The organism is Pseudomonas sp. PAMC 25886, assembly GCF_000242655.1.
Lineage (GTDB): Bacteria > Pseudomonadota > Gammaproteobacteria > Pseudomonadales > Pseudomonadaceae > Aquipseudomonas.
In genome coordinates this window covers 80,741-104,245 of record NZ_AHHC01000043.1, presented here as the reverse complement: position 1 = coordinate 104,245, position 23,505 = coordinate 80,741, and the positions used below count along the sequence as shown (strand labels likewise).

Below are 23,505 nucleotides of genomic sequence, written 5' to 3'. Positions count from 1 at the left end.
ATGGCCAGCTTTCTTGATCAAACGCTGTTCACGGAACTGGCCGAGAAAGCGGCTAACAGCCCTCGTGGACGGCATCACCATAACTTTCACCAGATGGAAGAACCGTGCCATCGCATGGCGGTTGGCATGCAGCCCAACACCTATGTGCCGCCGCATCGCCATTTGAGTGCCGATAAGGCGGAAACCCTGCTGGTCCTCAAAGGCTGCCTGGGCCTGCTGATCTTCAGCGAGACTGGCGAGGTGTTGGTCAAGCGCGTGATGCAGGCCGGCGGTGAGTGCCCGGGCGTCGATTTACCGCCGGGCGTGTTTCACGGCCTGGTGGTGTTGGAGCCCGATACCATTATGTTCGAGTGCAAGGCCGGGCCTTATCGGCCGGTGAGCGAGGGCGAGCTGGCGAGTTGGGCGCCCCGCGAAGGTGATGCCGAAGTGGCTGAGTATCAGCGCTGGATGCTTGCCCAGTTCGATTGAGCTAAAGTGCTGGGCCATCTTTCACGGAGCGGCCCATGAGCTTTTTGATTCGCACTTGCGCCGCCCTGGCGCTGACCTTCAGTTTGCCCCTGGCGGCCGCTCCTGCGCCGTTGCACAGCCAATTCCTTCCTCCTGACGACCTTAATCTGCGGGCCGAAGCGGCGGACCAGCAGCAATTGCTGCAAGTCACCGACTATTCGGTGGTGGTGGGGAACCAGCGCCAATCCACCCAGCAGCCGATTCCGGTGACCTCGCCGTTGATGATCCGCCTCAAGGGCAAATCCTTGAACAAGGGCGCGACCATCGCCCAGGTGATCCTCAACTTCGACGCCGAAAGCAAAAGCCTGAAAAAGCCGGTGTTCGACGATAAAAGCAAAACCCTCACCTTGTCGTACCCGATGACCCAGTACCGGGTGATTGTCGACCTGTTGCGCAATGACACGGTCTACGTGCAATTCCTCACTTACGCCAATGGCCATATCTGGGCTGATTTGCACACCGGGGCCGTTCGCGCCAAATAATCCAGCCGACGCGGATTCGGCCGTGTAAATACAGTCAATGTGGGAGCTGGCTTGCCTGCGATAGCGGTGGGTCAGTTGGCCCATCTGCTACTGATGCATCGCTATCGCAGGCAAGCCAGCGCCCACATTGGCTCGCGTAGCTTTCGAAGCCGCTGTGCCGCAGGTAAACTGCTTTTCCCGTGTAAATGTCTGCAGGCTGGAGTCGGTAATGCGTAAAGATAAGAAACAGCTGATTGGTGATGAAATCGGCGACGAGCAAATCAAGCTGTTCCTGGATTTCGAGCCGGTAGACGCCACTTCGCCGTCCCTGCACAAACTGATCAAGGCTTACCGTGGCCTGCGCATCGATGATTTCGAGCGTTTCCTGGTTTTTTTCAAGGAAGCCGGCCTGGACCTCGATGGCAAGGATGAGCATGGCCTGACGTTTGTTGACGTGATCAAGGACCAGCGCAACGCCGCCGAGTACATCGAGCTGATCGAACAAGCCCGCGGCTGATTGCTACGGACAAAAAAACGCCCCATCGGGGCGTTTTTCGTTCCCACGCTCTGCGTGGGAATGCATCCACTGACGCTCTGCGTCACGACGCTCAAGCGTAGCTTTCGGTCTCGCTGCTCTGCTCAACCAGTTCCAGGCTGATGTTGTTCTGCGTGTTGATCTTGCGATACAGCTGCGCATCGGTCTCCAGGACCTTTTCCCGAGCCGGGAAGATCTCGTGCAGCTTGGCTGCCCACTCACCGGCCGCTTTCGTCGGGAAGCAGCGTTCGATCAGTTCCAGCATGATCGACACCGTCACCGAAGCACCCGGAGATGCGCCCAGCAGGGCGGCCAACGAACCGTCCTTGGCCGCAACCAGTTCGGTGCCGAATTGCAGCACGCCGCCTTTCTTCGGGTCTTTCTTGATGATCTGCACCCGTTGGCCGGCCACTTCCAGGCGCCAGTCTTCGGCTTTCGCTTCAGGGTAGAAGCGGCGCAGGGATTCCAGGCGCTGCTCCATGGACTGGCGCACTTCACTGACCAGGTACTTGGTCAGGTCCATGTTGTCCCGGGCCACGGCCAGCATCGGGCCGATGTTGCCGGCACGAATCGACAGGGGCAGGTCGAGGAACGAACCGTGCTTGAGGAACTTGGTGGTGAAGCCGGCATAGGGCCCGAACAACAGGGACTTCTTGCCATCCACCACGCGGGTGTCGAGGTGCGGCACCGACATCGGTGGCGAACCCACGGCCGCCTGGCTGTAGACCTTGGCCTGGTGGTGCTTGACCACTTCCGGGTTGTCGCAACGCAGCCACTGGCCGCTGACCGGGAAGCCGCCGAAGCCTTTGCTTTCTTCGATGCCCGAGGCCTGCAGCAGCGGGAGGGCCGCGCCGCCGGCGCCGAGGAACACGAACTTGGCGTCCACATCACGGGAGTTACCGCTGTTGACGTCCTTGATGCTCACGGTCCAGCCGGCGCCGTTGCGCTTGAGGCCGGTGACGCGCTTGCTGTACTTGACCTGTGCATCCGGCGCGCTGGTCAGGTGTGAGAGCAACTGGTTGGTCAGGGCACCGAAATTGACGTCGGTGCCATTCATCACGCGGGTGGCTGCGATTTTTTCGTCCAGCGGGCGGCCGGGCATCATCAGCGGCATCCACTCGGCCATTTCGCTGCGGTCTTCGGTGTAGTGCATGTCCGAGAACGCGTGGTGCTGGCTGAGGGTTTCAAAGCGCTTCTTGAGGAACGACACGCCTTTCTCGCCCTGCACGAAGCTCAGGTGCGGCACGGGGCTGATAAAGGACTTGGACGACCCAAAGGTGCCTTTCTTGGTCAAGTAGGCCCAGAACTGCTTCGACACCTCGAATTGGGTGTTGATGTGCACGGCTTTCTTGATGTCGATGGAGCCGTCGGCGGCCTCGGGTGTGTAGTTCAGCTCACACAGCCCGGCATGGCCGGTACCGGCGTTGTTCCACGGGTTGGAACTTTCCGCGGCACCCGAGTCCATCAGCTCAACGACTTCCAGCTTGAGGCCGGGGTCGAGCTCTTTGAGCAGTACGGCGAGGGTGGCACTCATGATGCCCGCACCTACCAGTACTACGTCGACTGCTTCGTTATGCGCCATTTAACGCGTCTCCAAAATCTGCAGCACCAAATTGACGGCATGGCTGCCAGGAGTGACGGGGCGGTTCACGTGATGCCCCAGGTTACCCATGGCCAGGATCGCCATGTCCGATTCTTCGCAATTAATCGCAAGCGGACGCTGCCGGCCGGGCCTGATCTGCGTATGAACGCATTTAAGGGCACCTGTGGCAATTCGACTTATGGTCAAGTTCGTCCGGTCGTGCAACCAAATCCGTAGCGGACAGGCTTCAAGCTCCGGTTCTTGAGGAGTGCTCGGTCCTGTGTGGTGGGGCTGTTCCAGACGCTGATGGTGCTTGTACAAACGCAAAACTATTCATTTGCTCGCCACACTCTTGTGAAGTTGTGAAAACCCGTTTTTTTCACGCTCTTTTGAAGACGTGAACCTCAAAAAAGGGCTGCCCCAGCCTGGCACCTGGCCCGAAATCACTGCCGGCAAGCGGCAAAACGGGCAAACAACTCAAGTGGCCGAGCGCATGGCAGCTCTGGCAGATTCGGGTAAAGACGATGGTTTGCAGAGAAAACAGCAAGCTCGCCAGCTTCACTCGATCTGTGTGGGCGGCTCTCTGTGGGCGGTGCGGGGAGCTAATACAAGCGCATTAGCGATGCTGCGAGGCCCGATCAGGAGACGTCCTTATAATCGGGGGGAGATTGTAGCGAAGAAATGCGCGCAAATGGACGTGTTTAATGACTTTTATTAGCAATCTGGTCAGGAGACCAACGCATGCCGTGGCTGTGGCTGCGAAACCCGTGGGCTGACACGGGCGCTGGCGGGCAGCGGGCGGTGCATCCAGCTCAGGCGGGTCTCTTCGACTTCGACCCAGCCTTCACCGACGGGCGGCAAGCTGCACTGCTTGAAGGCCTGGCAGCAGCCTTGGGCATCGAGCAGGGCAAAGTGGCGATGGCTGGTGTGGGAAAAGAACAGTGATTTGAGACGGCGCATGGTTTTGTACCCGGTTCGTTACATGCTGCGAAGGTTGGCAGTCTGGCATGACATTGAGGTGACGGTTCTGTGTGAAAATTGTAATTTCGCCGACAGTTCAGCCACCGTTCAGGAATTCTGGTGAGTGGCGAGCGCTCACCGTTATACTGGCGCCCTGTTTGCATCTAGTCCTGGAGAAATGAGTATGTTGCAACGCCTGTTGTTCGGTTTGATCACTGTGACCAGTTTGACCCTGGTTGGCTGCGCCCACAGCCCGCAACAACTCAGCCCGCAACCGAAAATCACCACCCAGTTGGCGCCTGTCGGCCATGGCCAGCCGGTGTCGGTGCGTGTGGTTGACGGGCGTCCGTCGCCGACCCTCGGCACCCGTGGCGGCCTGTACCCGGAAACCAGCGCCATCACGGTGACCGGTGCCGACGTGCTGCCCAAGCTGCAAGCCCAGGCCGAAGCGGCTGTGCGCCTGCTGGGCTTCACCCCGGCCAACTCGCCCGGTGCTCCTCAGCTGACCATTACCCTGGCCGAGCTGAAGTATCAGTCGCCCAAGGAAGGCCTGTACGTGACTGAAGCCACCATCGGCGCGACCTTCAAGTCCGACGTAACCGCCGGCACCCGTCGCTACAGCGGCCGTTATGGCGCTTCGCTGGACCAGCGCTTCGGCATGGCGCCGAATCAGGAAACCAACACCAAGCTGGTCAGCGATGTGTTGAGCGATGCCCTGACGCGCCTGTTCAAGGACCCGAGCATCGGTTCGCTGCTCAGCTCGCAGTAAGCGTTCATAAAAAAACCGGGCTCGTCACTGAGCCCGGTTTTTTTTCGCCTGTCGGTTTCATGCAGCCGTTTCGACATAAAAGTCCAGCACACTCACACCCGTGAGCAAATCCAGCTCCGGCAGGTCGGCATGCTGATGCCCGCCGAGGGCGCAATACACCAGCCAGTGGCGGTCCTGAACATTGAACGCGAGGCCGCCCACCAGTGCTTCCTGCTCATCGCTTGGGGCAATCAGATACAGCCGATCCTGGTTTTGCGCGTGCAACATGACAAGCTCCCGGGCTTTCGAAGGGCAACAGAGTGGCTTGTTAAGGTGACGTTCAGGTGACGCTGTAAATTACTGGATACATTAGCCGTCAATGGGGAAGGAGCAATGACGCGCAGGCGGCGCATATCATTCAGGTTTGTATCTGAACTGATACCAAGATACTGATACATCGAGGTTTGCGATGTCGCTGACCGCACTACTGCTCAATTCCCTTGCCCTGTTGCTGGCCTGCCCGGCAGCCTGGTTGCTGTTTGTCACACGCCTGCACGAACAGCGCGCGATGGCCCGGCTTGACGCGCAAAGCGCACTGCGCGCCATTGATCAACCAATGCTGCTGCTTGATGTGCTGACGCAGCGCACCCATCGCCTGTTCTACCGGTTGGGGTTTGCCTGTCTTGGGCTGGCGTTGCTGGTGTCCTTGCTGAGCAAACACCTGTAGGCGCCTGCTGGCACCTACAGGTGATCGTCTTTAGAGCGCAATCCCGGCCTTGACCCGGTACTGATTCCTCACCGGCGTCGCATATTGCAGCACCAGATACGGCCGATGCTCGGCCGGGCATGCGTTCAACCGCCGCTCCCATTCCGCTTTTGCCTTGGCCAACTCATCCGCCGGGAACACTTCGGCGGCGGTTGGTACCTGCAATTGCGGGTCGGCATCGCTCCATTGGGCGTACGCCAGGTAATGCACCGGGAACAACCGATAACCGCCCAGGATCTGCCGGTCCATCTCGATCGCCAGCAGCTTGGTGTCTTCGAACGCCTCGGTGATCGGCGGCGCGAAGTTGACGTGCACCCGGCCCTTGTAGCCGGTGATGCCCAGGGCAATGCTCACGTCATCTTCCCCCGGTGCCTTGCTGTAGGTGCCGGTGGTGGCGCGGATGTACAACTCGCGGGCCTTGGCTGCGTCGCACGGGTCGTATTCGTAGCTGATGGACACCGGCGTCAGGTTCAGTGACTGGATGACCTCGGCGAATGGCTCGTCCTTGCGGCTCATGTGAAACATCTTGAGGATCGCCGACTCGGTGCGATCATCCCCATCCTTGGCGCGGCCTTCGGCCTGGGCGATCCAGATCGACTGGCAGTCGTTGCGAATCGAATGGTTGATGTAGGCCGACAGCAGCTGGTAAGCGGCCATCTTCTCTTTGCGCCCGGTGATCGAGCGGTGCACGATGAAACTCTTGTTCAGGCGCATCAGGTCGCTGACAAACGGTTTTTGCAGCAAGTTGTCGCCGATGGCGATACGCGGCGTCGGCAGGCCGGCGTGGTACACGGCGTAGTTGACGAAGGCGGGGTCCATCACGATGTCGCGGTGGTTGGCCAGGAACAGGTAGGCGCTGCCAGACTTGAACTGCTCCACGCCGGTGTACGTCACGCCGTCGGTCGCGCGCTCGATGGTGTGGTCGACGTAAAACTCGACTTTGTCCTGCAGCGTGGCCACGGTGGTGACGCCGGCGAACTCACGGCGCAGCTTGTGGGCGATCATCGGCTTGAGCAGCCAGCCGAAGGCGCCGGCAAAGCGCGGGAAGCGAAAGTGGGTCAGGATGTCCAGAAAGGCCTTGTCACTGAACAGTCGGGCCAGCACTGCCGGGACTTCGCTGTCGTTGTAAGGTCGGATGGTATCGAATTCGCCCATCATGCTCTCTTGTTAGAAACGGCTAGGGTAAGTAAAGGTTTGGAACAATAAATATCAGGGCGTGGTCCGGGCAATTGGCCGGGACGAAAAATAGCCCTGTAAATAGACCGGCGATTATACGCACAAGTCACCTGGGAGACCGCGATGGAAGAGGAGTCGTACGAATGTCCTTATTGTGGAGAGGTAGTCACCGCGTTACTGGACCTGTCCGGGGGCGATCAGCACTATATTGAGGACTGCCCGGTGTGCTGCCGGCCCATTACCTTCATCCTGCAGATTCATGGTGATGAATGGATGCTCGAAGTGCGCAGCGAGAACGAATAAAGGTACGCCCATGCAGCGAATCTACGAACCGGAAAACCTGATGGAAGGCGAATTGCTGCAGGGCATGCTCGAGAGCGAGGGCATCACTGCGCACCTGGTGGGGCGCGATTTGCTGGGTGGCACCGGTGAGTTGCCGATCTACGGCCTGCTGGCGCTGGCGGTGGAGAACGATCAGGCCGCCTACGCCCGTGAGTTGATCACCGCCTACAACGGGGCCCAACCCGTGCCGGGTGATGAACCCGACAGCTTCCCCGACGTGTTGGTCTGTTAGGCTGTCGGCCAGTTTCTCCAAGAGTCGTGTTGCCCCATGTGTGGACGTTATGCCCTGTTTCGCTGGAACCCCACGTTTGCTGCCTTGCCGGGCTTTCCGGCCGACCAGCAGGCCCAGTGGAACATTTCTCCCAATGATTCGGTGCTGATCCAGCGCCTGAGCGACGGCCAGCACACCCTGGCGCGGGCGCGCTGGGGCCTCACGCCGCCCTGGCTGACCGATCTTTCCCGTACGCCGGCCCACGCCCGGGCGGAAACCCTGGCGGAGCAACCGATGTTTCGCGAAGCCTTTCGTCAGCGCCGCTGTTTGTTGCCGGCCAACGGTTTCTACGAATGGCGCGGCACCCAGCGCAAGCGTCCGTATTGGCTGACGCCGGGGGAGGGCAGCACGCTGTTCTTTGCGGCGATCTGGGAAGCGTATCCAGTGCAGGAGCAGGTGTGGTTGAGTACGGCGGTGGTGACCCAGGCGGCGCAGAGCCAGCGGCGGCCGCTCATTCTCGATGCGGCGGGGCAGGCAGCCTGGCTGAACCCCGAGACGCCGTTGCACACCTTGCAGGCCTTGTTGGCCAGTGAACCCACCGCGTTGCGCGAGCGGGTGCTGGCCAATATGGTCAACGATCCGAAACTCAATGGGCCGGAGTGCCTGACGCCGGGTTGAGCCTGCAGGTTTTTGCTTGGGTTTAGGGCCCTATCGCAGGCAAGCCAGCTCCCACCTTTGATCTGTGAATACATTCAAAGTGTGGGAGCTGGCTTGCCTGCGATGAGGCCCTGAACTTCACCCAATAACCTCAAACCTTGAACTGATTGATCAACCGGCGCTGCTGCTCCGCCAGCTTGGTCAAATCCGCGCTGGCCGCGCTCGACTCGTCCGCCCCGCCCGCCACTTCATTGGCCACTTGCCCGATATTGATCACGTTACGGTTGATGTCCTCGGCCACCGCACTCTGTTCCTCGGCGGCGCTGGCGATCTGGGTGTTCATGTCGTTGATCACCGACACCGCCTGCGTGATGGTCTCCAGCGCCTGTGCCGCCTTGGCTGCGTGTTGCACGCTTTCGTCGGTGCGGTTCTGGCTGTCTTCCATCACCCGCACCACGTCGCGGGTGCCTTGCTGCAGTTGCTGGATCATGGTCTGGATTTCTTCGGTGGCCTTCTGGGTCTTCTGCGCCAGGTTGCGCACCTCGTCGGCCACCACCGCAAATCCGCGTCCTTGCTCACCGGCACGCGCCGCCTCGATGGCCGCGTTGAGCGCCAGCAGGTTGGTCTGCTCGGCAATCCCGCGAATCGCCGTGAGGATGGCGTTGATGTTCTCGCTGTCCTTGGCCAGTGCCTGCACCACACCGACCGCCTTGCCGATTTCCTGGGCGAGGGCGCCGATGGAGGTGGAGGTGTCGCGCACAATCTGCATGCCCTGGCTCGCCGCCTGGTCGGCGTGGCTGGCGGCTTGGGCAGCCTGGGTGGCGTTGCGCGCCACGTCCTGGGCGGTCGCGGTCATCTCGTGTACGGCGGTGGCCACCTGATCGATCTCGACCATCTGCTTGTGCACGCCCTGGTTGGTGCGAATCGCGATGTCAGCGGTGTGTTCCGACGAGTCGCTGACCTTCTGCACCGAGCTCACCACCTGGGTAATCATCCCCTGCAATTTGGCCAGGAACGTATTGAAGCCACTGGCAATCGCCCCCAGTTCGTCGGCGCGATCACTGGTCAGGCGGCGGGTCAGGTCGCCTTCGCCCTGGGCGATGTCATTGAGCATCGCCACCATTTGCTTGAGCGGCCGGGCAATGCCGTGGCCCACCAGCCAGATCACCAGCAAGCCGATGCCGGCAATCAGCAATCCGGCCACGGCCATGCCGAAAATATCGGTTTTGCGCTGGGCGTCGAGGTCATGCTGCATGGCCTGCAAGTCGGCCATGACTGCGCTCAGGGGCAGTTGCATCATCAGGGTCCAGCGGGCGTCGGTCTGGCCGATGTTGAACGGCAGGAACAACTCGATATGCCCGTGTTCCTTGTCCACGTCGTAGCGTACTTCGCCGATCTTCAGTTGGCTGAGGTTCGCCAGTTCGTTGCTGTCGAGCAGGTCACTGGCTTTTTCCCCCAGCTTGCTGGCGTCCTGGGTGTAGGCCACCAGGCGGCCGTTGCTGGAAATCAGCGCCAGTTCACCGGCGCCGTTGTACAAATTCTGATCAGCCTTGGTGAGCATTTCCTGGATGAAGTTCACCGACAGGTCGGCGCCGACAATGCCCTGGAAGGTGCCGTCGATCATGATCGGTTCGATAAACGAGGCGAGCATCACCATCGCGTTGCCCACCTTATAAGGGGCCGGGTCGATGGCGCAGGGCTTTTTGCTTTCCTTGGAGCAGAGGTAGTACTCACTGGCGCGCACGCCGGTAGAGAGGATGGTCTGGTCGGCCACGTCCGCGAGTTTATCCAGGCCCAGGCTGCCGTCGGCATTGCGGAACCACCAGGGCAGGAAGCGGCCGTTGGTTTCGATACCGACCACCGGGCTGTTCACATAGGCGGCGTCGTTGTGGTCGATGGCGTTGGCTTCCCAGCCTATATAGGCACCGAGAATCTTCGGGTTGCGCACCACGGTTTCGTGGATCAGGTTGATCAACTGTTCCCGGGAGACCGCCAGTTGCGGGTTGCCGTTGGCGTCTTTCATGCCCATCAGGGCGTTGGCGGTGGCCAGGCCCTTGGCGGTTACCAGCGGCGCTTCCAGTTCCCGCTGGATCAGCGTCGCCTGGGTTTGCGCCAGCGCGGTCAGGCGTTGCTCGATGATCTGTTCGAATTGCCCCTGGGTGCGTTCCTGCACCATCTCCTGGGTACGCGCCCCGGCGAACAAGGCGTACAGCACCAACACCGCCACCACGCTCAGGACAATGGCCCCGGCCAGTGCCGCGACAGAAAATTGAATCGACTTGAACTTCATGACGGCTCCGGGCGCAGGGGGAGATTGGCTGCTTTTTTATATCGGCCGCGAGCGGGGGAGACATGAGGGGCATATCCTCAAAATGACTGTGCCGGATCGGCGAATGTCGCAAATGGAAAGGTCGTCGGCGGTTTATGAATTTTTTTCGGCAGTGTGGGATGTATCTGAAAATAGGCGGCTACACGTCTGTTGTATCTGGCGCCGATACATTTGGCCGACTACGATACGCGCCATGTTTTCAGGGAGCAGGTTGATGAAAAAGACAGTGGCGGTATGTGCGTTGGGCACGGCGGTATTGCTCGCCGGTTGCCAGTCGGTCAACACCACCAGCGGCGGTGCCGTGGGTGTTGAGCGCAAGCAGTACATGTTCAGCATGTTGTCGAGCCAGGAAGTCGACCAGATGTATGCGCAGTCCTACCAGCAGACCCTGGGTGAAGCCAGCGGCAAAGGCCTGGTGGACAAGACCAGCGCCAATGCCAAGCGTGTGCAGGCGATTGCCAACCGCCTGATCGCCCAGGCGCCGACGTTCCGGCCGGATGCGGCGCAGTGGAAGTGGGAAGTGAACCTGATCAAAAGTGACGAGATGAACGCCAACTGTGGGCCTGGCGGCAAGATCTTCGTGTACAGCGCGCTGATCGATAATCTCAAGTTGACCGACGATGAACTCGCCGCCGTGATGGGTCATGAAATTGCCCACGCCTTGCGTGAACACGGTCGCGAAGCCATGTCCAAGGCCTACGGTATCGAGATGGCGAAGCAGGGGGCCGGCGCGTTGTTCGGCCTGGGTCAGGACAGCATGGCGTTGGCCGATACCGTGGCCAACTACGGCATGACCTTGCCCAACAGCCGCAGCAATGAAAACGAAGCAGACCTGATCGGCCTGGAGTTGTCGGCGCGTGCCGGTTACAACCCGAACGCGGCGATTACCCTGTGGAACAAAATGGCCAAGGCCTCGGAAGGCTCGCCACCTGAGTTCATGAGCACTCACCCGGCCTCCAGCAGCCGGATCGCCTCGTTGCAGGCGGCGATTCCGAAGGTGATGCCGTTGTATCAACAGGCCAAAAAGTCCTGATTCATAAGGCTGAAATGCAAATCTAAATGTGGGAGCCCGGCTTGTGTGGGAGCCGGGCTTGCCCGCGATGCAGGCACCTCGGTGTGCCAGTTGCACCGAGGTGATGCTATCGCAGGCAAGCCAGCTCCTACACAAGCCCAGCCCCACATGGGTCGTGTCTAGATCCAGCCACTGCTCTGCATGGCCTTGTACACCGCAACGATTGCCAGGATGAAAAACGCCGTGGCCGCCAATCGACGAATCAGCGTCAGCGGCAATTTATCCGCCGCAAAATTCCCTGCCAGCACCACCGGTACGTTGGCAATCAACATGCCCAGGGTCGTGCCGATAATCACCAGCCACAGTTCCGGGTATTGCGCCGCGAGCATCACGGTAGCGATCTGGGTCTTGTCGCCGATTTCCGCGAGGAAGAATGCGATCAGTGTGGTCAGGAACGGCCCGAATTTGCGGGAGGTGCTGGCTTCGTCATCGTCGAGTTTGTCGGGTACCAGGGTCCACAGCGCCGTGGCGCAGAAGCTCGCCGCGAGGATCCAGTGCAACACCGCGTCCGAGAAGAAACTCCCGAACCAGGCCCCCACGGCACCGGCGGCCGCATGGTTGGCCAAGGTCGCGGCGACGATGCCGGCGATGATCGGCCAGGGTTTGCGAAAGCGTGCAGCAAGAATGAGCGCGAGCAGTTGCGTCTTGTCGCCAATTTCGGCCAAGGCAACGATTGCGGTAGGGACGAGCAGAGAATCCAGCATCAGGTAAGTTCCAGGGGCGGGTCGACACGGCTATGACACGTACAGCCTTCCCGCCCCGGGTAAGGTGTTCGTGTCATAGGTCTTGTCAAACCCCGGTCCGTCTGTGCGGACTCCTGGGTCGCATACGCCATGGTCTGTTGACCAAGTATGTTGACGTATGCCGGACGAGCGTGGCGCTCGTGGGAGACTACTCCCCTAGGACGGAGCGGATTCTGCCTAGGCAAAATCCATTCGGCAAGCCTTCTTTTGGAAAAAGAGTTCAGCCGCGCTTGGCACGGTAAATGCGAAAACCCTGGCCTTCTGCCTTGATTGCGCACACGCCCAGATGCTCTTCGATCAGCGGTTGGTACTTCAGGAAGCTATTCGCAACCAGGCGAAGTTCGCCGCCTTTTGCCAGATGTTTGGCCGCTTTTCGCAGCAAGTTCTCGGTGGCGAAATAATCGGTGTGCACCCCGACATGAAACGGCGGGTTGCTCAGAATCGTGTTCAGATTCATCGGCGCGGCGTCGATGCCATCACCGGTCAACACCTCGGCTTCCAGGCCATTGGCGGCCAATGTCAGGCGACTGCTGGCCGCGGCAAAGGCATCCACGTCGAGCATCGTGACGGTGTTATGCGGATAGCGACGCTTGACCGCCGCCCCGAGCACGCCCGCCCCGCAACCGAAATCCAGCAAATGACCACTCGGCAACTTGTCCAGATGCTCCAGCAGCAGCGCCGTACCGCGATCCAGCCGACCGTGACTGAACACGCCCGGCAGGCTCACGACTTTTAGCGGCCCTTCAGCCAGCGGCACCTCGAACACCTGCGCCAGGCTTTCCAGCGCTACCGGTTCGGGGGCGTTGGCCACCGTGACCAGCCACAACTGACAGTGCCGCGCGTTGTCGAGCTTGCGTGGTTTGCCGAACGGGTTCAGTTGTTTGGCCGCGCTTTCGATGCCGCCTTTCTTTTCCCCCACCAGGTACAACTCTTTGCCAGGCAAGCGCGCCGCCACGGCATTGAGCAGGTAGTCGGTGAGGTCCTTGGACTTGGGCAGGAACACCACCGCCGTCTCGAACGAACGCTCGGGCACGTTCACGCCGAACTGGCTGCGCTCGGCAAAGCGTGCGTCCAGTGCCGCCTGATCGCCGGCGTGCCAGCTCCAGCCATGGGCATTGGGCAGGCGGCCCAGCAGGTCGTCGGCGGGCAAGCCCACCAGCAGCACGTCGCCTTGAAAAAGTTCGGCCTGACGAAGCAGTACTTCACTGCGCGGATCCATGGTCTGCTCCTTGAAAAGGGGCGCAGTTTATCAACTGACGACGCGCAGCGGGGCGCCGCTGAAAAAGCCCTCGGCGTTTTCGATCAATTGGCCGACGATGCGCTGCCGGGCTTCGCGGCTGCCCCACGCATTGTGCGGCGTGACGATCAGTCGAGGGATGTCACCGGCCAGCAGCGGGTTGCCGTTGACCGGGGGTTCTACGCTCAATACATCGGTCGCTGCGCCGCCCAGGTGTCCGCTGCGCAAGGCATCGGCCAGCGCCTGTTCGTTGATCAAACCACCGCGTGCCGTGTTGACGATAAATGCGCCGGGCTTGAGCAGCGCCAGTTCGCGGGCACCGATAAAGTCGCGGGTGTATTCGTTGAGCGGGCAGTGCAGGGTCAGTGCGTCGACCTGCGCCAGCAACTCGTCCAGCGGCACGCGATCAGCCCGGGCAGGGCGTCCCGGGATCGCGCCGAGGATCACCCGCATGCCAAAGGCTTCAGCCAGGCGCGCCACGGCACCGCCCAATTCGCCATGGCCCAGCAGGCCCAGGGTCTTGCCTGCCAGTTCCACGATTGGATAGTCCAGCAGGCAGAACTGCTTGGCTTGCTGCCAGAGCCCAGCGTTTACATCCCGCTGATAGTCGTTCAGGCGTGTCGCCAGGTTGAGCAGCAGCATGATCGTGTGCTGCGCCACCGACGGCGTGCCGTAACCCTGGCAATTGCTCACGGTCACGCCGTGGGCGCGGGCGGCGTCGAGGTCGACGTTGTTGGTGCCGGTGGCGGTCACCAGGATCAGCTTCAGCTCGGGGCACGCCGCCAGGGTTTCGGCATTCAGCGCGATCTTGTTGCTGATCGCCACCTGCGCGCCTTGCAGGCGCTCTACAACGTTCTGCGGGGTAGTCTGCTCGTACAGGCTCAGTTCGCTGAAGATGGCCCGCAACCCGTTGAGGTCCAGGTCCCCGAGGTCCAGGGAAGGGTGATCAAGGAAGACGGCGCGGCGATTGTTCGTCATCAACTGTACCTTTTGCGGCGGGATGTGAAGGCGTAATCTGCCGAGCCTATCAGATGAAATAATCAGTTACTTCCTGGAGTGTGCATGTACCTCACCGAGTTCTTGACCGTGGCACTGATTCACCTGTTGGCGGTGGCCAGCCCTGGCCCGGATTTCGCCGTGGTGGTACGTGAAAGCGTGACCCATGGCCGGCGCGCCGGCACCTGGACGGCGCTGGGCGTCGGTTCGGCGATTTTCCTGCACGTGGGGTATTCGCTGTTGGGCATCGGCTTGATCGTGTCCCAGTCCATCGTGCTGTTCAACGCGCTGAAATGGGCGGCGGCGGCCTACCTGCTGTACATCGGCTTCAAGGCCCTGCGCGCCCAGCCGGCCAAGCCTGCCAGTGAAGAAGACCTGCACCTTGAGGTGGGCGAGCGCACCGCGCGCGGCGCGTTCACGTCGGGGTTTGTCACCAACGGCTTGAACCCCAAGGCCACGCTGTTCTTCCTGTCGCTGTTCACCGTGGTGATCAACCCCCACACGCCGCTGGCGATCCAGGCCGGTTACGGCGTGTACCTGGCCGTGGCCACTGCGATCTGGTTTTGCCTGGTGGCGATGCTGTTCAGCCAGCAACGCGTACGCGCCGGTTTTGCGCGCATGGGCCACTGGTTCGACCGCACCATGGGCGCGGTGCTGATTGCCATCGGTGTGAAGCTGGCCTTTACCAGCATGAAATAAGCCGGATGCTGGCGCAAAGCTAGCATTCATTGGGCTCTGCAAATCATTCCTTTGGCTGATTTGGCTGAAACATAAGCGCTCTACAGTGCAGATGTTTCAGCCAAGACCGTGCAGTCAGATAAGGGATTCGTATGTTGCAGACTCGTGTTATCCCGCCCGCCGAAGGCGCCTACCAATACCCGCTGTTGATCAAACGCCTGTTGATGTCCGGGACACGCTACGAGAAGACCCGGGAAATCGTCTACCGCGACCAGTTGCGTTACACCTATCCAACCCTGATCGAGCGCGTCGCCCGCCTGGCCAATGTGCTGACCGAGGCCGGGGTCAAGGCCGGTGACACCGTGGCCGTGATGGACTGGGACAGCCATCGTTACCTGGAATGCATGTTCGCCATCCCGATGATCGGTGCGGTGATCCACACCATCAATGTGCGCCTGTCGCCGGAACAGATTCTCTACACCATGAACCACGCCGAGGACCGCTTTGTGCTGGTCAACAGCGAGTTTGTGGGGCTCTACCAGGCCATCGCCGGCCACCTCACCACCGTCAAGAAAACCCTGCTGCTCACCGACGGCGCGGAAAAAACCGCCGAGCTGCCCCACCTCGTGGGTGAGTACGAAACGCTGCTGGCGGCGGCAAGCCCCCGGTACGACTTCCAGGATTTCGACGAAAACTCCGTCGCCACCACCTTCTACACCACCGGCACCACTGGCAATCCCAAAGGCGTGTATTTCACCCACCGCCAACTGGTGCTGCACACCATGGGCGTGGCAACCATCATGGGCAGCGTCGACAGCGTGCGCCTGCTGGGCACCAATGATGTCTACATGCCGATCACCCCGATGTTCCACGTGCACGCCTGGGGCCTGCCGTATGTGGCGACCATGCTCGGCCTGAAGCAGGTCTACCCCGGCCGCTACGACCCCGAATACCTGGTGGAGCTGTGGCGCAAGGAGAAGGTCACGTTCTCCCATTGCGTGCCGACGATCCTGCAAATGGTGCTCAACGCCAAGGCCGGGCAGGGCGTGGATTTCGGCGGTTGGAAAATCGTGATCGGCGGCAGCGCCCTCAACCGTTCGCTGTATGAAGCGTCCAAGGCCCGCGGGATTCAACTGACGGCGGCGTACGGCATGTCCGAGACCGGGCCGCTGGTGTCCTGCGCGCACCTCAATGAAGAATTGATGGCCGGCACCGAAGACGAACGCACCACCTACCGCATCAAGGCCGGCGTGCCCGGGCCGCTGGTGGAGGCGGCGATCATCGACGGTGACGGCAACTTCCTGCCCGCCGACGGTGAATCCCAGGGCGAGCTGGTACTGCGCGCGCCGTGGCTCAGCGAAGGCTATTTCAACGAGCCGCAGAAAGGCGCCGAACTCTGGGCCGGCGGCTGGATGCACACCGGCGACGTGGCCACCCTCGACGCGTTTGGCGTGATCGATATTCGTGACCGCATCAAGGATGTGATCAAGACCGGCGGCGAGTGGATCTCCTCCCTGGCGCTGGAAGACCTGGTCAGCCGCCACCCGGCGGTACGCGAAGTAGCGGTGGTGGGGATTGCCGACCCGCAGTGGGGCGAGCGCCCGTTTGCGTTGCTGGTGGTGCGTGATGGCCATGTGATAGGGGCCAAGGAGCTCAAGGAACATCTCAAGCCGTTTGTGGAATTGGGCCACTTGAGCAAGTGGGCGATTCCAAGCCAGATCGCCGTTGTTACGGAAATTCCCAAGACCAGCGTCGGCAAGCTCGACAAAAAACGTATCCGTGTCGACATCATCGAATGGCAGGCCAACAACAGCACCTTCCTTTCCACCCTCTGACGCTGCTTGCCGTGCCCTCGCGGGCACGGCAGCGCTCTAGTCCAAGCCTTCACTTGTGATTTGCCGATTTTCAGCCATCCTTGCCTCGCTGGTCTTCGCCAGCATGGCGAAAGGACTGTGGCAGACGGGTTGGTGATGCAAATCACACTTTAGAGGGATCAAGCGGTACCCCCTGCTGGCTATAGTCCATCCCAGAGTTTTTCAAGGTGCGGTGCTGTGAGCCCGGCGGGTTCATGTGTTCGCCCGGCATTGGAATCGTTGTATTCCGGCCGTTACAAGCCCTTAGAAACGACTCACTGCCATAACAATAATGCACATGGAGTAGCGTCGATGATCTCAGCACACCAGTTCTGGCGCCGGGCAAAACTGCCTTTGGCCGTCAGCCTCGCCTCTACGCTCGCCGGGCCTGCATTCGGCGTCAGTTTCAACATCGGTGAAATCGAAGGCAGCTTTGACTCGTCCCTGTCGGTCGGGGCCAGTTGGTCGACGGCGGGTCGCAACAAAGACCTGATTGGCGCCAACAATGGTGGCAGGGGTTTGTCGCAAACCTCTGATGACGGTCACCTGAACTTCGACAAGGGTGATTCCTTCTCGAAGATCTTCAAGGGTATCCATGACCTCGAGTTGAAATACGGCGACACCGGCGTGTTTGTCCGGGGCAAGTACTGGTATGACTTCAAGCTCAAAGACGACGACCTCGACTTCAAGAACATCAGCGACAACAACCGCCCGACAGGCGCCCGCTCTTCCGGCGGGCAGATTCTCGACGCCTTCGTTTACCACAACTACGCGATAGGCGATGAGCCGGGTTCCGTGCGGTTGGGCAAGCAGGTCGTGAGCTGGGGCGAGAGCACCTTCATTGGTGGCGGTATCAACGCCATCAACCCGATCGACGTGGCCGCGTTCCGTCGCCCGGGGGCCGAGATCAAGGAGGGCCTGATTCCGGTCAACATGTTCTACGTGTCCCAGACCCTGACCGATAACTTGTCGGCTGAGGGCTTCTATCAGATTGGTTGGGACAAGACCGTTACGGACAACTGCGGTACGTTTTTCTCGCAGCCGGACATCGTGACCACTGGCTGTAACGACAACTTGCGGGTGTTGAACAAGCGCTCGACGATTCCCGTTCCCGGGCTGACTTTGCCGTTGCTCGCAAGAAATGGGGTAGATGTAAACAACGAGGGTGTTTTGGTACGCCGTGGTCCGAACGACAATGCACGGGACAGTGGCCAGTTTGGTGTGGCCATGCATTACAACTTCGAGCCGCTTGATACCGAGTTCGGCGCTTATTTCATGAACTATCACAGCCGTGCACCGATATTCAGTGCGCATGGTGCTCCGCAGTCGGTTTATGACGGCATCGCGCGCGGTGGGTTAGGGCCGTTTGGTGCGCTTGCACCACTGGTGGTGGCGGGGAACTCCAACTACTTTATTGATTATCCGGAAGACATTCGTCTCTACGGTTTGAGTTTCTCCACCACCTTGCCTACCGGTACGGCATGGAGCGGTGAATTGAGTTATCGGCCGAATGCGCCGGTGCAGTTGAACTCTACCGATATCCTGTATGCCGGCGTGGTGCCTCTGGGTGGTCCGCTGCTGGGCAACGCCTCGCTCTTGAAAGGAGTTCCGGGGCAGGACCTGGATGGTTACCGCCGCAAGGAGATCACTCAACTCCAAACCACGTTCACCCACTTCTTTGACCAAGTGATGGGCGCCAGTCGCCTGACGCTGGTGGGCGAAGTCGGCATGACCTATGTCGGTGGTTTGGAGAGCAAGTCCAAAGTTCGCTATGGACGTGATCCGGTGTTCGGCCCAGGTACTTTGCCTAACGGCGCGTGCCCTGCGCTCAACAACTCCACTGCACAAGGCGCGGGGCTGCCTAACGCCAATGGCCTGAATACCAACTGCAACAATGACGGCTTCACCACGGCGACTTCCTGGGGCTACCGCGGCCGGGCGATCTGGGAATACCCGGACGTCTTCGCCGGTGTAAACCTCAAGCCTAACGTCGCCTGGTCCCATGACGTCAAAGGTTATTCACCTGGCCCTGGCGGCAACTTCGAGGAAGGCCGCAAGGCGGTCAGCCTCGGACTGGATGCTGAATACCAGAACACCTACACCGCGAGCCTGAACTACACCAACTTCTTCGGTGGCGACTTCAGCACCGTGGACGACCGCGACTTTGTCGCCCTCAGCGTCGGCGTGAACTTCTAAGCACACTCTCTTTAAGCAGTATGTTTTAAGGAAGAACCAGAACATGAAAATAACTAAAAATCTGTTGCAGGTGGGTGTGCTGGGGCTGTCGATCATGACGAGCAGCGTCATGGCGGCAGTCTCGGCGGATGAAGCCGCCAAGCTGGGTACGACCCTGACCCCGATGGGCGCTGAAATGGCCGGCAACGCGGCCGGCACCATCCCTAAATGGTCACCGCTGCCGACCAACGCCGGCGCGGTGGATGCCCGTGGCTTCCTGGCCAACCCGTACGCCAGCGAGCAACCGCAATTCATCATCACCGCGCAGAACGTCGAGCAGTACAAGGACAAGCTGGCGCCGGGGCAGTACGCGATGTTCAAGCGCTACCCGGACACCTTCAAGATGCCGGTCTACCCGACCCATCGCGGCGCTACCGTGCCGGCTGATGTGTTTGCGGCCATCAAGAAAAACGCCACCAACACCAACCTGGTGTCCGGCGGCAACGGCCTGGAAAACTTCGAAACCGCCGTACCGTTCCCGATTCCGAAAAGCGGCGTGGAAGTCATCTGGAACCACATCACCCGCTATCGCGGCGGCAGCGTGACCCGCCTGGTGACCCAGGCCACGCCGCAAACCAACGGTTCGTTCAGCCTGGTGTACTTCCGCGACCAGTTTGTGTTCCGCGACAAGATGAAGGACTACGACCCGAAAAACCCGGGCAACATCCTGTTCTACTTCAAGCAGCAAGTGACCGCGCCGGCACGTCTGGCCGGTGGTGTGCTGCTGGTGCACGAAACCCTCGACCAGGTGAAAGAGCCGCGTTCGGCGTGGGTCTACAACGCCGGCCAGCGCCGTGTGCGCCGGGCGCCGCAAGTGTCGTATGACGGCCCGGGTACCGCCGCCGACGGCCTGCGTACCTCCGACAACCTCGACATGTTCAACGGCGCGCCGGATCGCTACGACTGGAAACTGGAAGGCAAGAAGGAACTGTACATCGCCGAAAACAGCTACAAGCTCGACGATCCGAAGCTCAAGTATGTCGACATCATCAAGGCCGGCCACATCAACCAGGACCTGGCTCGCTACGAGCTGCGTCGTGTGTGGCATGTGGTTGCAACCCTGAAGGAAGGCCAGCGCCACATCTATGCCAAGCGTGACTTCTTCATCGACGAAGACACCTGGCAAGCCGCGGTCATCGACCACTACGACGGTCGTGGCCAACTGTGGCGCGTGGCTGAAGCCCATGCCGAGAACTACTACGACAAACAAGTGCCGTGGTATGCCCTCGAAACCCTCTACGACCTGCAGTCCGGCCGCTACCTGGCCCTGGGCATGAAGAACGAAGAGAAACAGGCTTATGACTTCGGCTTCACCGCCACCACCAGCGACTTCACCCCGGCGGCCCTGCGTCAGGATGGTGTTCGCTAACTTGCTGTAACAGAGGCCGCATCCTCGAAAAACGCCCCGACTGGTTCGGGGCTTTTTTTTGCGCGACCACTGTGGCGAGGGAGCTTGCTCCCGCTGGGCTGCGTAGCAGCCCCAAAAACGGGAGCGCTGCGCACTCCAGCGGGAGCAAGCTCCCTCGCCACAGAGTGTCGGTCGTTCCAGAAGAACTCCGGATATTTTTTGTTGTAGTCTTTTTCAGACAATTGTTGCAAAGATCTACAAAGCTGCCGCTTTTACCGCTAGTCTGCGGACATCTGCAATGCCGACAACAGCCTTCTACAAGAGCCCGGCGATGACTGATCTGTCCCGAATTCAAGGGCCTGCCAGCGCGGTGATTCCGACCCTGGAAGGTCGCTTCTATCGACCCCCACTGCCTGATGGCTACGTGTTGCGACCGCGCCTGTGCGAACGGCTGAGTGAAGGGCTGGCCGGGCGTCTGTTGCTGGTCAGCGCGCCGGCCGGGTTCGGCAAGAGTTCGCTGGCGGTGGAGTTCTGCCAGAGCCTGCCGCCCCACTGGCAAAGCTTGTGGCTGGGCCTCAGCCCACGGGACAATGACCCGGGACGTTTCCTTGAGCGCCTGCTCGACGGCTTGCAGCAATTCTTCCCGCAGTTGGGCGCCCAGTCCCTGGGCTTGCTGAAAATGCGCCAGCGTCATCAACCTTTCGCCTTTGAAGAGTGGCTCGACGGCCTGCTGGATGAGCTGACGGTGCACCTTTCCACCCAGGCGCCACTGTTGCTGGTGCTGGATGACTACCATCTGGCCCAGGGCCCGGTACTCGACCGCTGCCTGCAATTCTTCCTCAATCATCTGCCCGACGGCCTGCTGGTGCTGGTCACCAGCCGTCAGCGTCCCGACTGGCACCTGGCGCGCCTGCGCCTGTCCCGGCATTTGCTGGAACTGCACGAGCAGGACCTGCGCCTGACCCACGCCGAATCCCTGGCCTTGCTGGATCGCCACAGCAGTTCATTGCGCGGCGAGGCCCTGGACAACCTGATCAGGCGCAGTGAAGGCTGGGTGGCCGGCCTGCGTTTCTGGCTGCTGGCGGCTTCCGAGGCCGGCAGCGAAGGCGCGCTACCCCAAGGCTTGCACGGCGGGGAAGGGCTGATCCGCGACTACCTGCTCGAAGAAGTCATCGACTGCCTGCCCTCGGAGGTCCAGGCGTTTCTCTACGACACCGCCTCCCAGGAGCGTTTTTGCAGCGAACTGTGCGACGCGGTGCGCGAGGCCCACGACAGCACGGAAATCCTGCGCTACCTGCAAGCCCATCAGGTATTCCTGGTGCCGCTGGACGAGCAGGGCCACTGGTACCGTTATCACCATCTGTTTTCCGACCTGCTGCGCACTCGGCGCGCGAGCAATGCCGTGTTGCCGGCAGCCAGCCTGCACCTGCGGGCCTGCCGCTGGTTCAATGCCCAGGGCTTGATCGACGAGGCGGTGGAGCAGGCGCTGCGTGCGGGCCACCTGGATGTGGCGGCAAACCTGGTGCAGAACCTGTCCGAAGAGCAACTGCTGGCGGAGCAAAACGTCGGCATGCTGCTGCGCTGGAAAATGGACTTGCCCGACAGTTTGTTGATGAGCACGCCACGCCTGATCGTGCTCTACAGCTGGGCGTTGGGCCTGGCCTGCCAGCTGGACGCGGCGCAGGAACTGGCCAGCCATCTCAGCCGCTTTCTGCCGGCGCCGTCGGCCACCGCGCAAAAGTCGATGTTGGCCCAGTGGCTGGCCCTCAGCGGAATCATTGCCCGGGGCCGTGGCGACCGCGAGCTGACCCAGTTGTATTGCAGCGAGGCCCTGGAAAGCCTGCCGCACAAACGCTATGGCCAGCGGTTGATGTGCCTGTCGACCCTGTCCAACCTGGCCATCGTCGACGCCGACCTGTGGCGCGCCCGTGGCCTGAACCGCGAATCTCTGGAGCTGGCGCAGCGCGTCGGCAATCCGTTGTTCGAGGCGTTGGCCCATTACGACCGCGCGCGGGTGTTACAGGCCCGTGGCGAGATCCTGCGTTCCCTGGATGAAGTGCGCCAGGGCCTGCAACGCTTGCAAGGCCTCGCGCCGCAACGGCTGTACGCAGTGCGTGCCCGACTGGCGTTGTATGAAGGCTACCTGTTGCTGATGCGCTGCCAGCCCGAAGCCGGGCTGGCCCGCCTGCGTGCCGGATTGGCCGAGGCACGGGCCTGTCGGGACATCAGCGTATTGATCGGCCATTGCGTGATTGCCAGCTTCGAAGGCCGCCGTGGCGATTTCCCCATGGCCTTTGCCGAGCTGGCCGAGGCTGAGCGCTTGATGCACATCTGGGACGTGCCGCCGATTTTCTATCTGGCGATGATCACCCTGGTCAAATGCGAGCTGTGGCTGGCCCAGGGGCGTACCGACCTGGCCGACGCCTGGCTGACCCGGCTGGGGCAAACCTACAACGGTGAACAGGCCGCCGCTGCGCCGGAGTTTCACCCGCACCTGCCGCAACATATCGAACTGCAACAGGCGGCGCTCGACGCTATCCGTCATCAGCCGATGGCGTCACTGCAACGGCTCGACGAACTGGCAAGCCAGGCCCATAACAGCGGCCGGCAGATGATCAGCCTGATGGCATTGACCCAGCAGGCGCTGTTATTGCTGGACGGTGGACAGGAGGCGCAGGCCCGGCCGGTGTTTGCCCGTGCGCTTGAGGCGGCTGCCGGTGGCGCGATGCAACCCTTCCAGCGCGTGTTGGAGCGCTATCCCGACTGGTCGCGGGAGCAGCTTGCCCGGGATTCCCATGGCCTGCTGAACCAGAGCTTGCTGGCCCTCTTGCCGGAGGTCGCGGTGGTTGAAACCCCGCACACCCTTGAGACCCTGAGCACCCGCGAGCTGGCGGTACTGCACTTGATTGCCCAAGGCTGTTCGAACCAGGAAATCAGCAATCAGTTGTTCATCTCCCTGCACACCGTGAAGACCCATGCGAGCCATATCAACAGCAAGCTGGGGGTGGAGCGGCGAACTCAGGCAGTGGCGCGGGCTCAGGAGATGGGGTTGTTGGGGTAGCAACCTGG

Annotated in this window: 23 protein-coding genes, 1 pseudogene and 1 riboswitch; of the genes and pseudogenes, 15 read left to right on the top strand and 9 right to left on the bottom strand. The window is 60.9% G+C overall.

Annotation, left to right across the window (positions count from 1 at the left end; translation table 11 throughout):
* The 3 genes from MUM_RS0113750 (at position 1) to MUM_RS0113740 (ending at position 1,485) form a co-directional block, all read left to right on the top strand.
* The gene (locus tag MUM_RS0113750; protein ID WP_010170560.1) at positions 1–468 is read left to right on the top strand and encodes a WbuC family cupin fold metalloprotein; all 468 of its coding nucleotides are present in this window, start codon (positions 1–3) and stop codon (positions 466–468) included.
* A gap of 35 nt (positions 469–503) precedes the next feature.
* Positions 504–989, top strand: coding sequence for a hypothetical protein (locus tag MUM_RS0113745; RefSeq protein WP_010170559.1), 486 nt, complete (start codon positions 504–506; stop codon positions 987–989).
* Between the two features lie 208 nt (positions 990–1,197).
* Positions 1,198–1,485, top strand: coding sequence for a PA4642 family protein (locus tag MUM_RS0113740; protein ID WP_010170557.1), 288 nt, complete (start codon positions 1,198–1,200; stop codon positions 1,483–1,485).
* A gap of 91 nt (positions 1,486–1,576) precedes the next feature.
* On the opposite strand, the gene mqo is transcribed toward MUM_RS0113740, so the two are convergent.
* Positions 1,577–3,085, bottom strand: coding sequence for a malate dehydrogenase (quinone) (gene mqo / locus MUM_RS0113735; RefSeq protein ID WP_010170555.1), 1,509 nt, complete (start codon positions 3,083–3,085; stop codon positions 1,577–1,579).
* Between the two features lie 397 nt (positions 3,086–3,482).
* Between mqo and MUM_RS1000000134145 the strand changes: the two genes are divergently transcribed.
* Positions 3,483–3,803 (top strand): hypothetical protein, encoded by a 321-nt coding sequence (locus MUM_RS1000000134145; protein ID WP_141629498.1) that lies wholly within the window; start codon positions 3,483–3,485, stop codon positions 3,801–3,803.
* 8 nt (positions 3,804–3,811) lie between these two features.
* On the opposite strand, the gene MUM_RS0113725 is transcribed toward MUM_RS1000000134145, so the two are convergent.
* Entirely contained in the window at positions 3,812–4,045 is a 234-nt protein-coding gene (locus MUM_RS0113725; protein ID WP_010170548.1) for a hypothetical protein, read from the bottom strand.
* Positions 4,046–4,229: 184 nt separating this feature from the next.
* Here MUM_RS0113725 and MUM_RS0113720 point away from each other — a divergent pair, with 184 nt between their 5' ends.
* The gene (locus tag MUM_RS0113720; protein ID WP_010170546.1) at positions 4,230–4,814 is read left to right on the top strand and encodes a YajG family lipoprotein; all 585 of its coding nucleotides are present in this window, start codon (positions 4,230–4,232) and stop codon (positions 4,812–4,814) included.
* A gap of 57 nt (positions 4,815–4,871) precedes the next feature.
* Here the strand turns inward: MUM_RS0113720 and MUM_RS0113715 are convergent, their stop codons facing one another.
* On the bottom strand, positions 4,872–5,081 hold the full coding sequence (locus MUM_RS0113715; protein WP_008434269.1) for a hypothetical protein: 210 nt from the start codon (positions 5,079–5,081) through the stop codon (positions 4,872–4,874).
* 181 nt (positions 5,082–5,262) lie between these two features.
* Between MUM_RS0113715 and MUM_RS0113710 the strand changes: the two genes are divergently transcribed.
* Positions 5,263–5,520, top strand: a complete 258-nt coding sequence (locus tag MUM_RS0113710; RefSeq protein WP_010170543.1) for a hypothetical protein — start codon at positions 5,263–5,265, stop codon at positions 5,518–5,520.
* A 30-nt stretch (positions 5,521–5,550) separates the two neighbouring features.
* Here the strand turns inward: MUM_RS0113710 and MUM_RS0113705 are convergent, their stop codons facing one another.
* Positions 5,551–6,714, bottom strand: a complete 1,164-nt coding sequence (locus MUM_RS0113705) for a 1-acyl-sn-glycerol-3-phosphate acyltransferase (RefSeq protein WP_029615884.1) — start codon at positions 6,712–6,714, stop codon at positions 5,551–5,553.
* A gap of 144 nt (positions 6,715–6,858) precedes the next feature.
* Between MUM_RS0113705 and MUM_RS0113700 the strand changes: the two genes are divergently transcribed.
* The 3 genes from MUM_RS0113700 to MUM_RS0113690 are packed head-to-tail and all read left to right on the top strand — an operon-like array spanning position 6,859 to position 7,966.
* Positions 6,859–7,038, top strand: a complete 180-nt coding sequence (locus tag MUM_RS0113700; RefSeq protein ID WP_010170539.1) for a CPXCG motif-containing cysteine-rich protein — start codon at positions 6,859–6,861, stop codon at positions 7,036–7,038.
* 10 nt (positions 7,039–7,048) lie between these two features.
* Positions 7,049–7,309, top strand: a complete 261-nt coding sequence (locus tag MUM_RS0113695; RefSeq protein ID WP_010170538.1) for a putative signal transducing protein — start codon at positions 7,049–7,051, stop codon at positions 7,307–7,309.
* 36 nt (positions 7,310–7,345) lie between these two features.
* Positions 7,346–7,966, top strand: coding sequence for an SOS response-associated peptidase (locus tag MUM_RS0113690; protein WP_010170537.1), 621 nt, complete (start codon positions 7,346–7,348; stop codon positions 7,964–7,966).
* 130 nt (positions 7,967–8,096) lie between these two features.
* On the opposite strand, the gene MUM_RS1000000135020 is transcribed toward MUM_RS0113690, so the two are convergent.
* Both MUM_RS1000000135020 and MUM_RS1000000135015 read right to left on the bottom strand, forming a co-directional pair.
* Complete coding sequence (locus MUM_RS1000000135020; protein WP_371318568.1) at positions 8,097–8,840, bottom strand: methyl-accepting chemotaxis protein; 744 nt, start codon at positions 8,838–8,840, stop codon at positions 8,097–8,099.
* Between the two features lie 114 nt (positions 8,841–8,954).
* Positions 8,955–9,155, bottom strand: a pseudogene (locus MUM_RS1000000135015) (HAMP domain-containing protein); the annotation flags it as partial.
* A gap of 1,333 nt (positions 9,156–10,488) precedes the next feature.
* On the opposite strand from MUM_RS1000000135015, the gene MUM_RS0113680 reads away from it, so the two are divergent.
* Entirely contained in the window at positions 10,489–11,307 is an 819-nt protein-coding gene (locus tag MUM_RS0113680; protein ID WP_010170535.1) for a M48 family metallopeptidase, read from the top strand.
* A 158-nt stretch (positions 11,308–11,465) separates the two neighbouring features.
* Here the strand turns inward: MUM_RS0113680 and MUM_RS0113675 are convergent, their stop codons facing one another.
* The 3 genes from MUM_RS0113675 to MUM_RS0113665 all read right to left on the bottom strand — a co-directional run bounded on the left by MUM_RS0113675 (position 11,466) and on the right by MUM_RS0113665 (position 14,304).
* Positions 11,466–12,050 (bottom strand): TMEM165/GDT1 family protein, encoded by a 585-nt coding sequence (locus MUM_RS0113675; protein ID WP_003216166.1) that lies wholly within the window; start codon positions 12,048–12,050, stop codon positions 11,466–11,468.
* Positions 12,051–12,137: 87 nt separating this feature from the next.
* A riboswitch (yybP-ykoY riboswitch) is annotated at positions 12,138–12,259 on the bottom strand.
* Positions 12,260–12,309: 50 nt separating this feature from the next.
* Complete coding sequence (locus MUM_RS0113670; RefSeq protein WP_010170534.1) at positions 12,310–13,308, bottom strand: class I SAM-dependent methyltransferase; 999 nt, start codon at positions 13,306–13,308, stop codon at positions 12,310–12,312.
* A gap of 30 nt (positions 13,309–13,338) precedes the next feature.
* Complete coding sequence (locus tag MUM_RS0113665; protein ID WP_010170533.1) at positions 13,339–14,304, bottom strand: 2-hydroxyacid dehydrogenase; 966 nt, start codon at positions 14,302–14,304, stop codon at positions 13,339–13,341.
* 84 nt (positions 14,305–14,388) lie between these two features.
* Here MUM_RS0113665 and MUM_RS0113660 point away from each other — a divergent pair, with 84 nt between their 5' ends.
* The 5 genes from MUM_RS0113660 (at position 14,389) to MUM_RS0113640 (ending at position 23,497) form a co-directional block, all read left to right on the top strand.
* The gene (locus tag MUM_RS0113660; RefSeq protein ID WP_010170532.1) at positions 14,389–15,021 is read left to right on the top strand and encodes a LysE family translocator; all 633 of its coding nucleotides are present in this window, start codon (positions 14,389–14,391) and stop codon (positions 15,019–15,021) included.
* 131 nt (positions 15,022–15,152) lie between these two features.
* Positions 15,153–16,835: a fatty acid--CoA ligase gene (locus MUM_RS0113655; protein ID WP_010170531.1), complete on the top strand. Its 1,683-nt coding sequence runs from the start codon at positions 15,153–15,155 to the stop codon at positions 16,833–16,835.
* Between the two features lie 330 nt (positions 16,836–17,165).
* Positions 17,166–19,049, top strand: a complete 1,884-nt coding sequence (locus MUM_RS0113650; RefSeq protein WP_010170530.1) for a DUF1302 domain-containing protein — start codon at positions 17,166–17,168, stop codon at positions 19,047–19,049.
* A gap of 43 nt (positions 19,050–19,092) precedes the next feature.
* Entirely contained in the window at positions 19,093–20,457 is a 1,365-nt protein-coding gene (locus tag MUM_RS0113645; RefSeq protein WP_010170524.1) for a DUF1329 domain-containing protein, read from the top strand.
* A 310-nt stretch (positions 20,458–20,767) separates the two neighbouring features.
* The gene (locus tag MUM_RS0113640) at positions 20,768–23,497 is read left to right on the top strand and encodes a LuxR C-terminal-related transcriptional regulator (protein WP_010170523.1); all 2,730 of its coding nucleotides are present in this window, start codon (positions 20,768–20,770) and stop codon (positions 23,495–23,497) included.
* Positions 23,498–23,505: the final 8 nt, after the last annotated feature.

What these genes read in the sequence shown, in the direction of transcription:
- MUM_RS0113750 (WP_010170560.1), top strand. Translation starts at nt 1, where the DNA reads ATGGCCAGCTTTCTTGATCAAACGCTGTTCACGGAACTGGCCGAGAAA.
- MUM_RS0113745 (WP_010170559.1), top strand. Translation starts at nt 504, where the DNA reads ATGAGCTTTTTGATTCGCACTTGCGCCGCCCTGGCGCTGACCTTCAGT.
- MUM_RS0113740 (WP_010170557.1), top strand. Translation starts at nt 1,198, where the DNA reads ATGCGTAAAGATAAGAAACAGCTGATTGGTGATGAAATCGGCGACGAG.
- mqo (WP_010170555.1), bottom strand. Translation starts at nt 3,085, where the DNA reads ATGGCGCATAACGAAGCAGTCGACGTAGTACTGGTAGGTGCGGGCATC.
- MUM_RS0113725 (WP_010170548.1), bottom strand. Translation starts at nt 4,045, where the DNA reads ATGCGCCGTCTCAAATCACTGTTCTTTTCCCACACCAGCCATCGCCAC.
- MUM_RS0113720 (WP_010170546.1), top strand. Translation starts at nt 4,230, where the DNA reads ATGTTGCAACGCCTGTTGTTCGGTTTGATCACTGTGACCAGTTTGACC.
- MUM_RS0113715 (WP_008434269.1), bottom strand. Translation starts at nt 5,081, where the DNA reads ATGTTGCACGCGCAAAACCAGGATCGGCTGTATCTGATTGCCCCAAGC.
- MUM_RS0113710 (WP_010170543.1), top strand. Translation starts at nt 5,263, where the DNA reads ATGTCGCTGACCGCACTACTGCTCAATTCCCTTGCCCTGTTGCTGGCC.
- MUM_RS0113705 (WP_029615884.1), bottom strand. Translation starts at nt 6,714, where the DNA reads ATGGGCGAATTCGATACCATCCGACCTTACAACGACAGCGAAGTCCCG.
- MUM_RS0113700 (WP_010170539.1), top strand. Translation starts at nt 6,859, where the DNA reads ATGGAAGAGGAGTCGTACGAATGTCCTTATTGTGGAGAGGTAGTCACC.
- MUM_RS0113695 (WP_010170538.1), top strand. Translation starts at nt 7,049, where the DNA reads ATGCAGCGAATCTACGAACCGGAAAACCTGATGGAAGGCGAATTGCTG.
- MUM_RS0113690 (WP_010170537.1), top strand. Translation starts at nt 7,346, where the DNA reads ATGTGTGGACGTTATGCCCTGTTTCGCTGGAACCCCACGTTTGCTGCC.
- MUM_RS1000000135020 (WP_371318568.1), bottom strand. Translation starts at nt 8,840, where the DNA reads ATGGTCGAGATCGATCAGGTGGCCACCGCCGTACACGAGATGACCGCG.
- MUM_RS0113680 (WP_010170535.1), top strand. Translation starts at nt 10,489, where the DNA reads ATGAAAAAGACAGTGGCGGTATGTGCGTTGGGCACGGCGGTATTGCTC.
- MUM_RS0113675 (WP_003216166.1), bottom strand. Translation starts at nt 12,050, where the DNA reads ATGCTGGATTCTCTGCTCGTCCCTACCGCAATCGTTGCCTTGGCCGAA.
- MUM_RS0113670 (WP_010170534.1), bottom strand. Translation starts at nt 13,308, where the DNA reads ATGGATCCGCGCAGTGAAGTACTGCTTCGTCAGGCCGAACTTTTTCAA.
- MUM_RS0113665 (WP_010170533.1), bottom strand. Translation starts at nt 14,304, where the DNA reads ATGACGAACAATCGCCGCGCCGTCTTCCTTGATCACCCTTCCCTGGAC.
- MUM_RS0113660 (WP_010170532.1), top strand. Translation starts at nt 14,389, where the DNA reads ATGTACCTCACCGAGTTCTTGACCGTGGCACTGATTCACCTGTTGGCG.
- MUM_RS0113655 (WP_010170531.1), top strand. Translation starts at nt 15,153, where the DNA reads ATGTTGCAGACTCGTGTTATCCCGCCCGCCGAAGGCGCCTACCAATAC.
- MUM_RS0113650 (WP_010170530.1), top strand. Translation starts at nt 17,166, where the DNA reads ATGATCTCAGCACACCAGTTCTGGCGCCGGGCAAAACTGCCTTTGGCC.
- MUM_RS0113645 (WP_010170524.1), top strand. Translation starts at nt 19,093, where the DNA reads ATGAAAATAACTAAAAATCTGTTGCAGGTGGGTGTGCTGGGGCTGTCG.
- MUM_RS0113640 (WP_010170523.1), top strand. Translation starts at nt 20,768, where the DNA reads ATGACTGATCTGTCCCGAATTCAAGGGCCTGCCAGCGCGGTGATTCCG.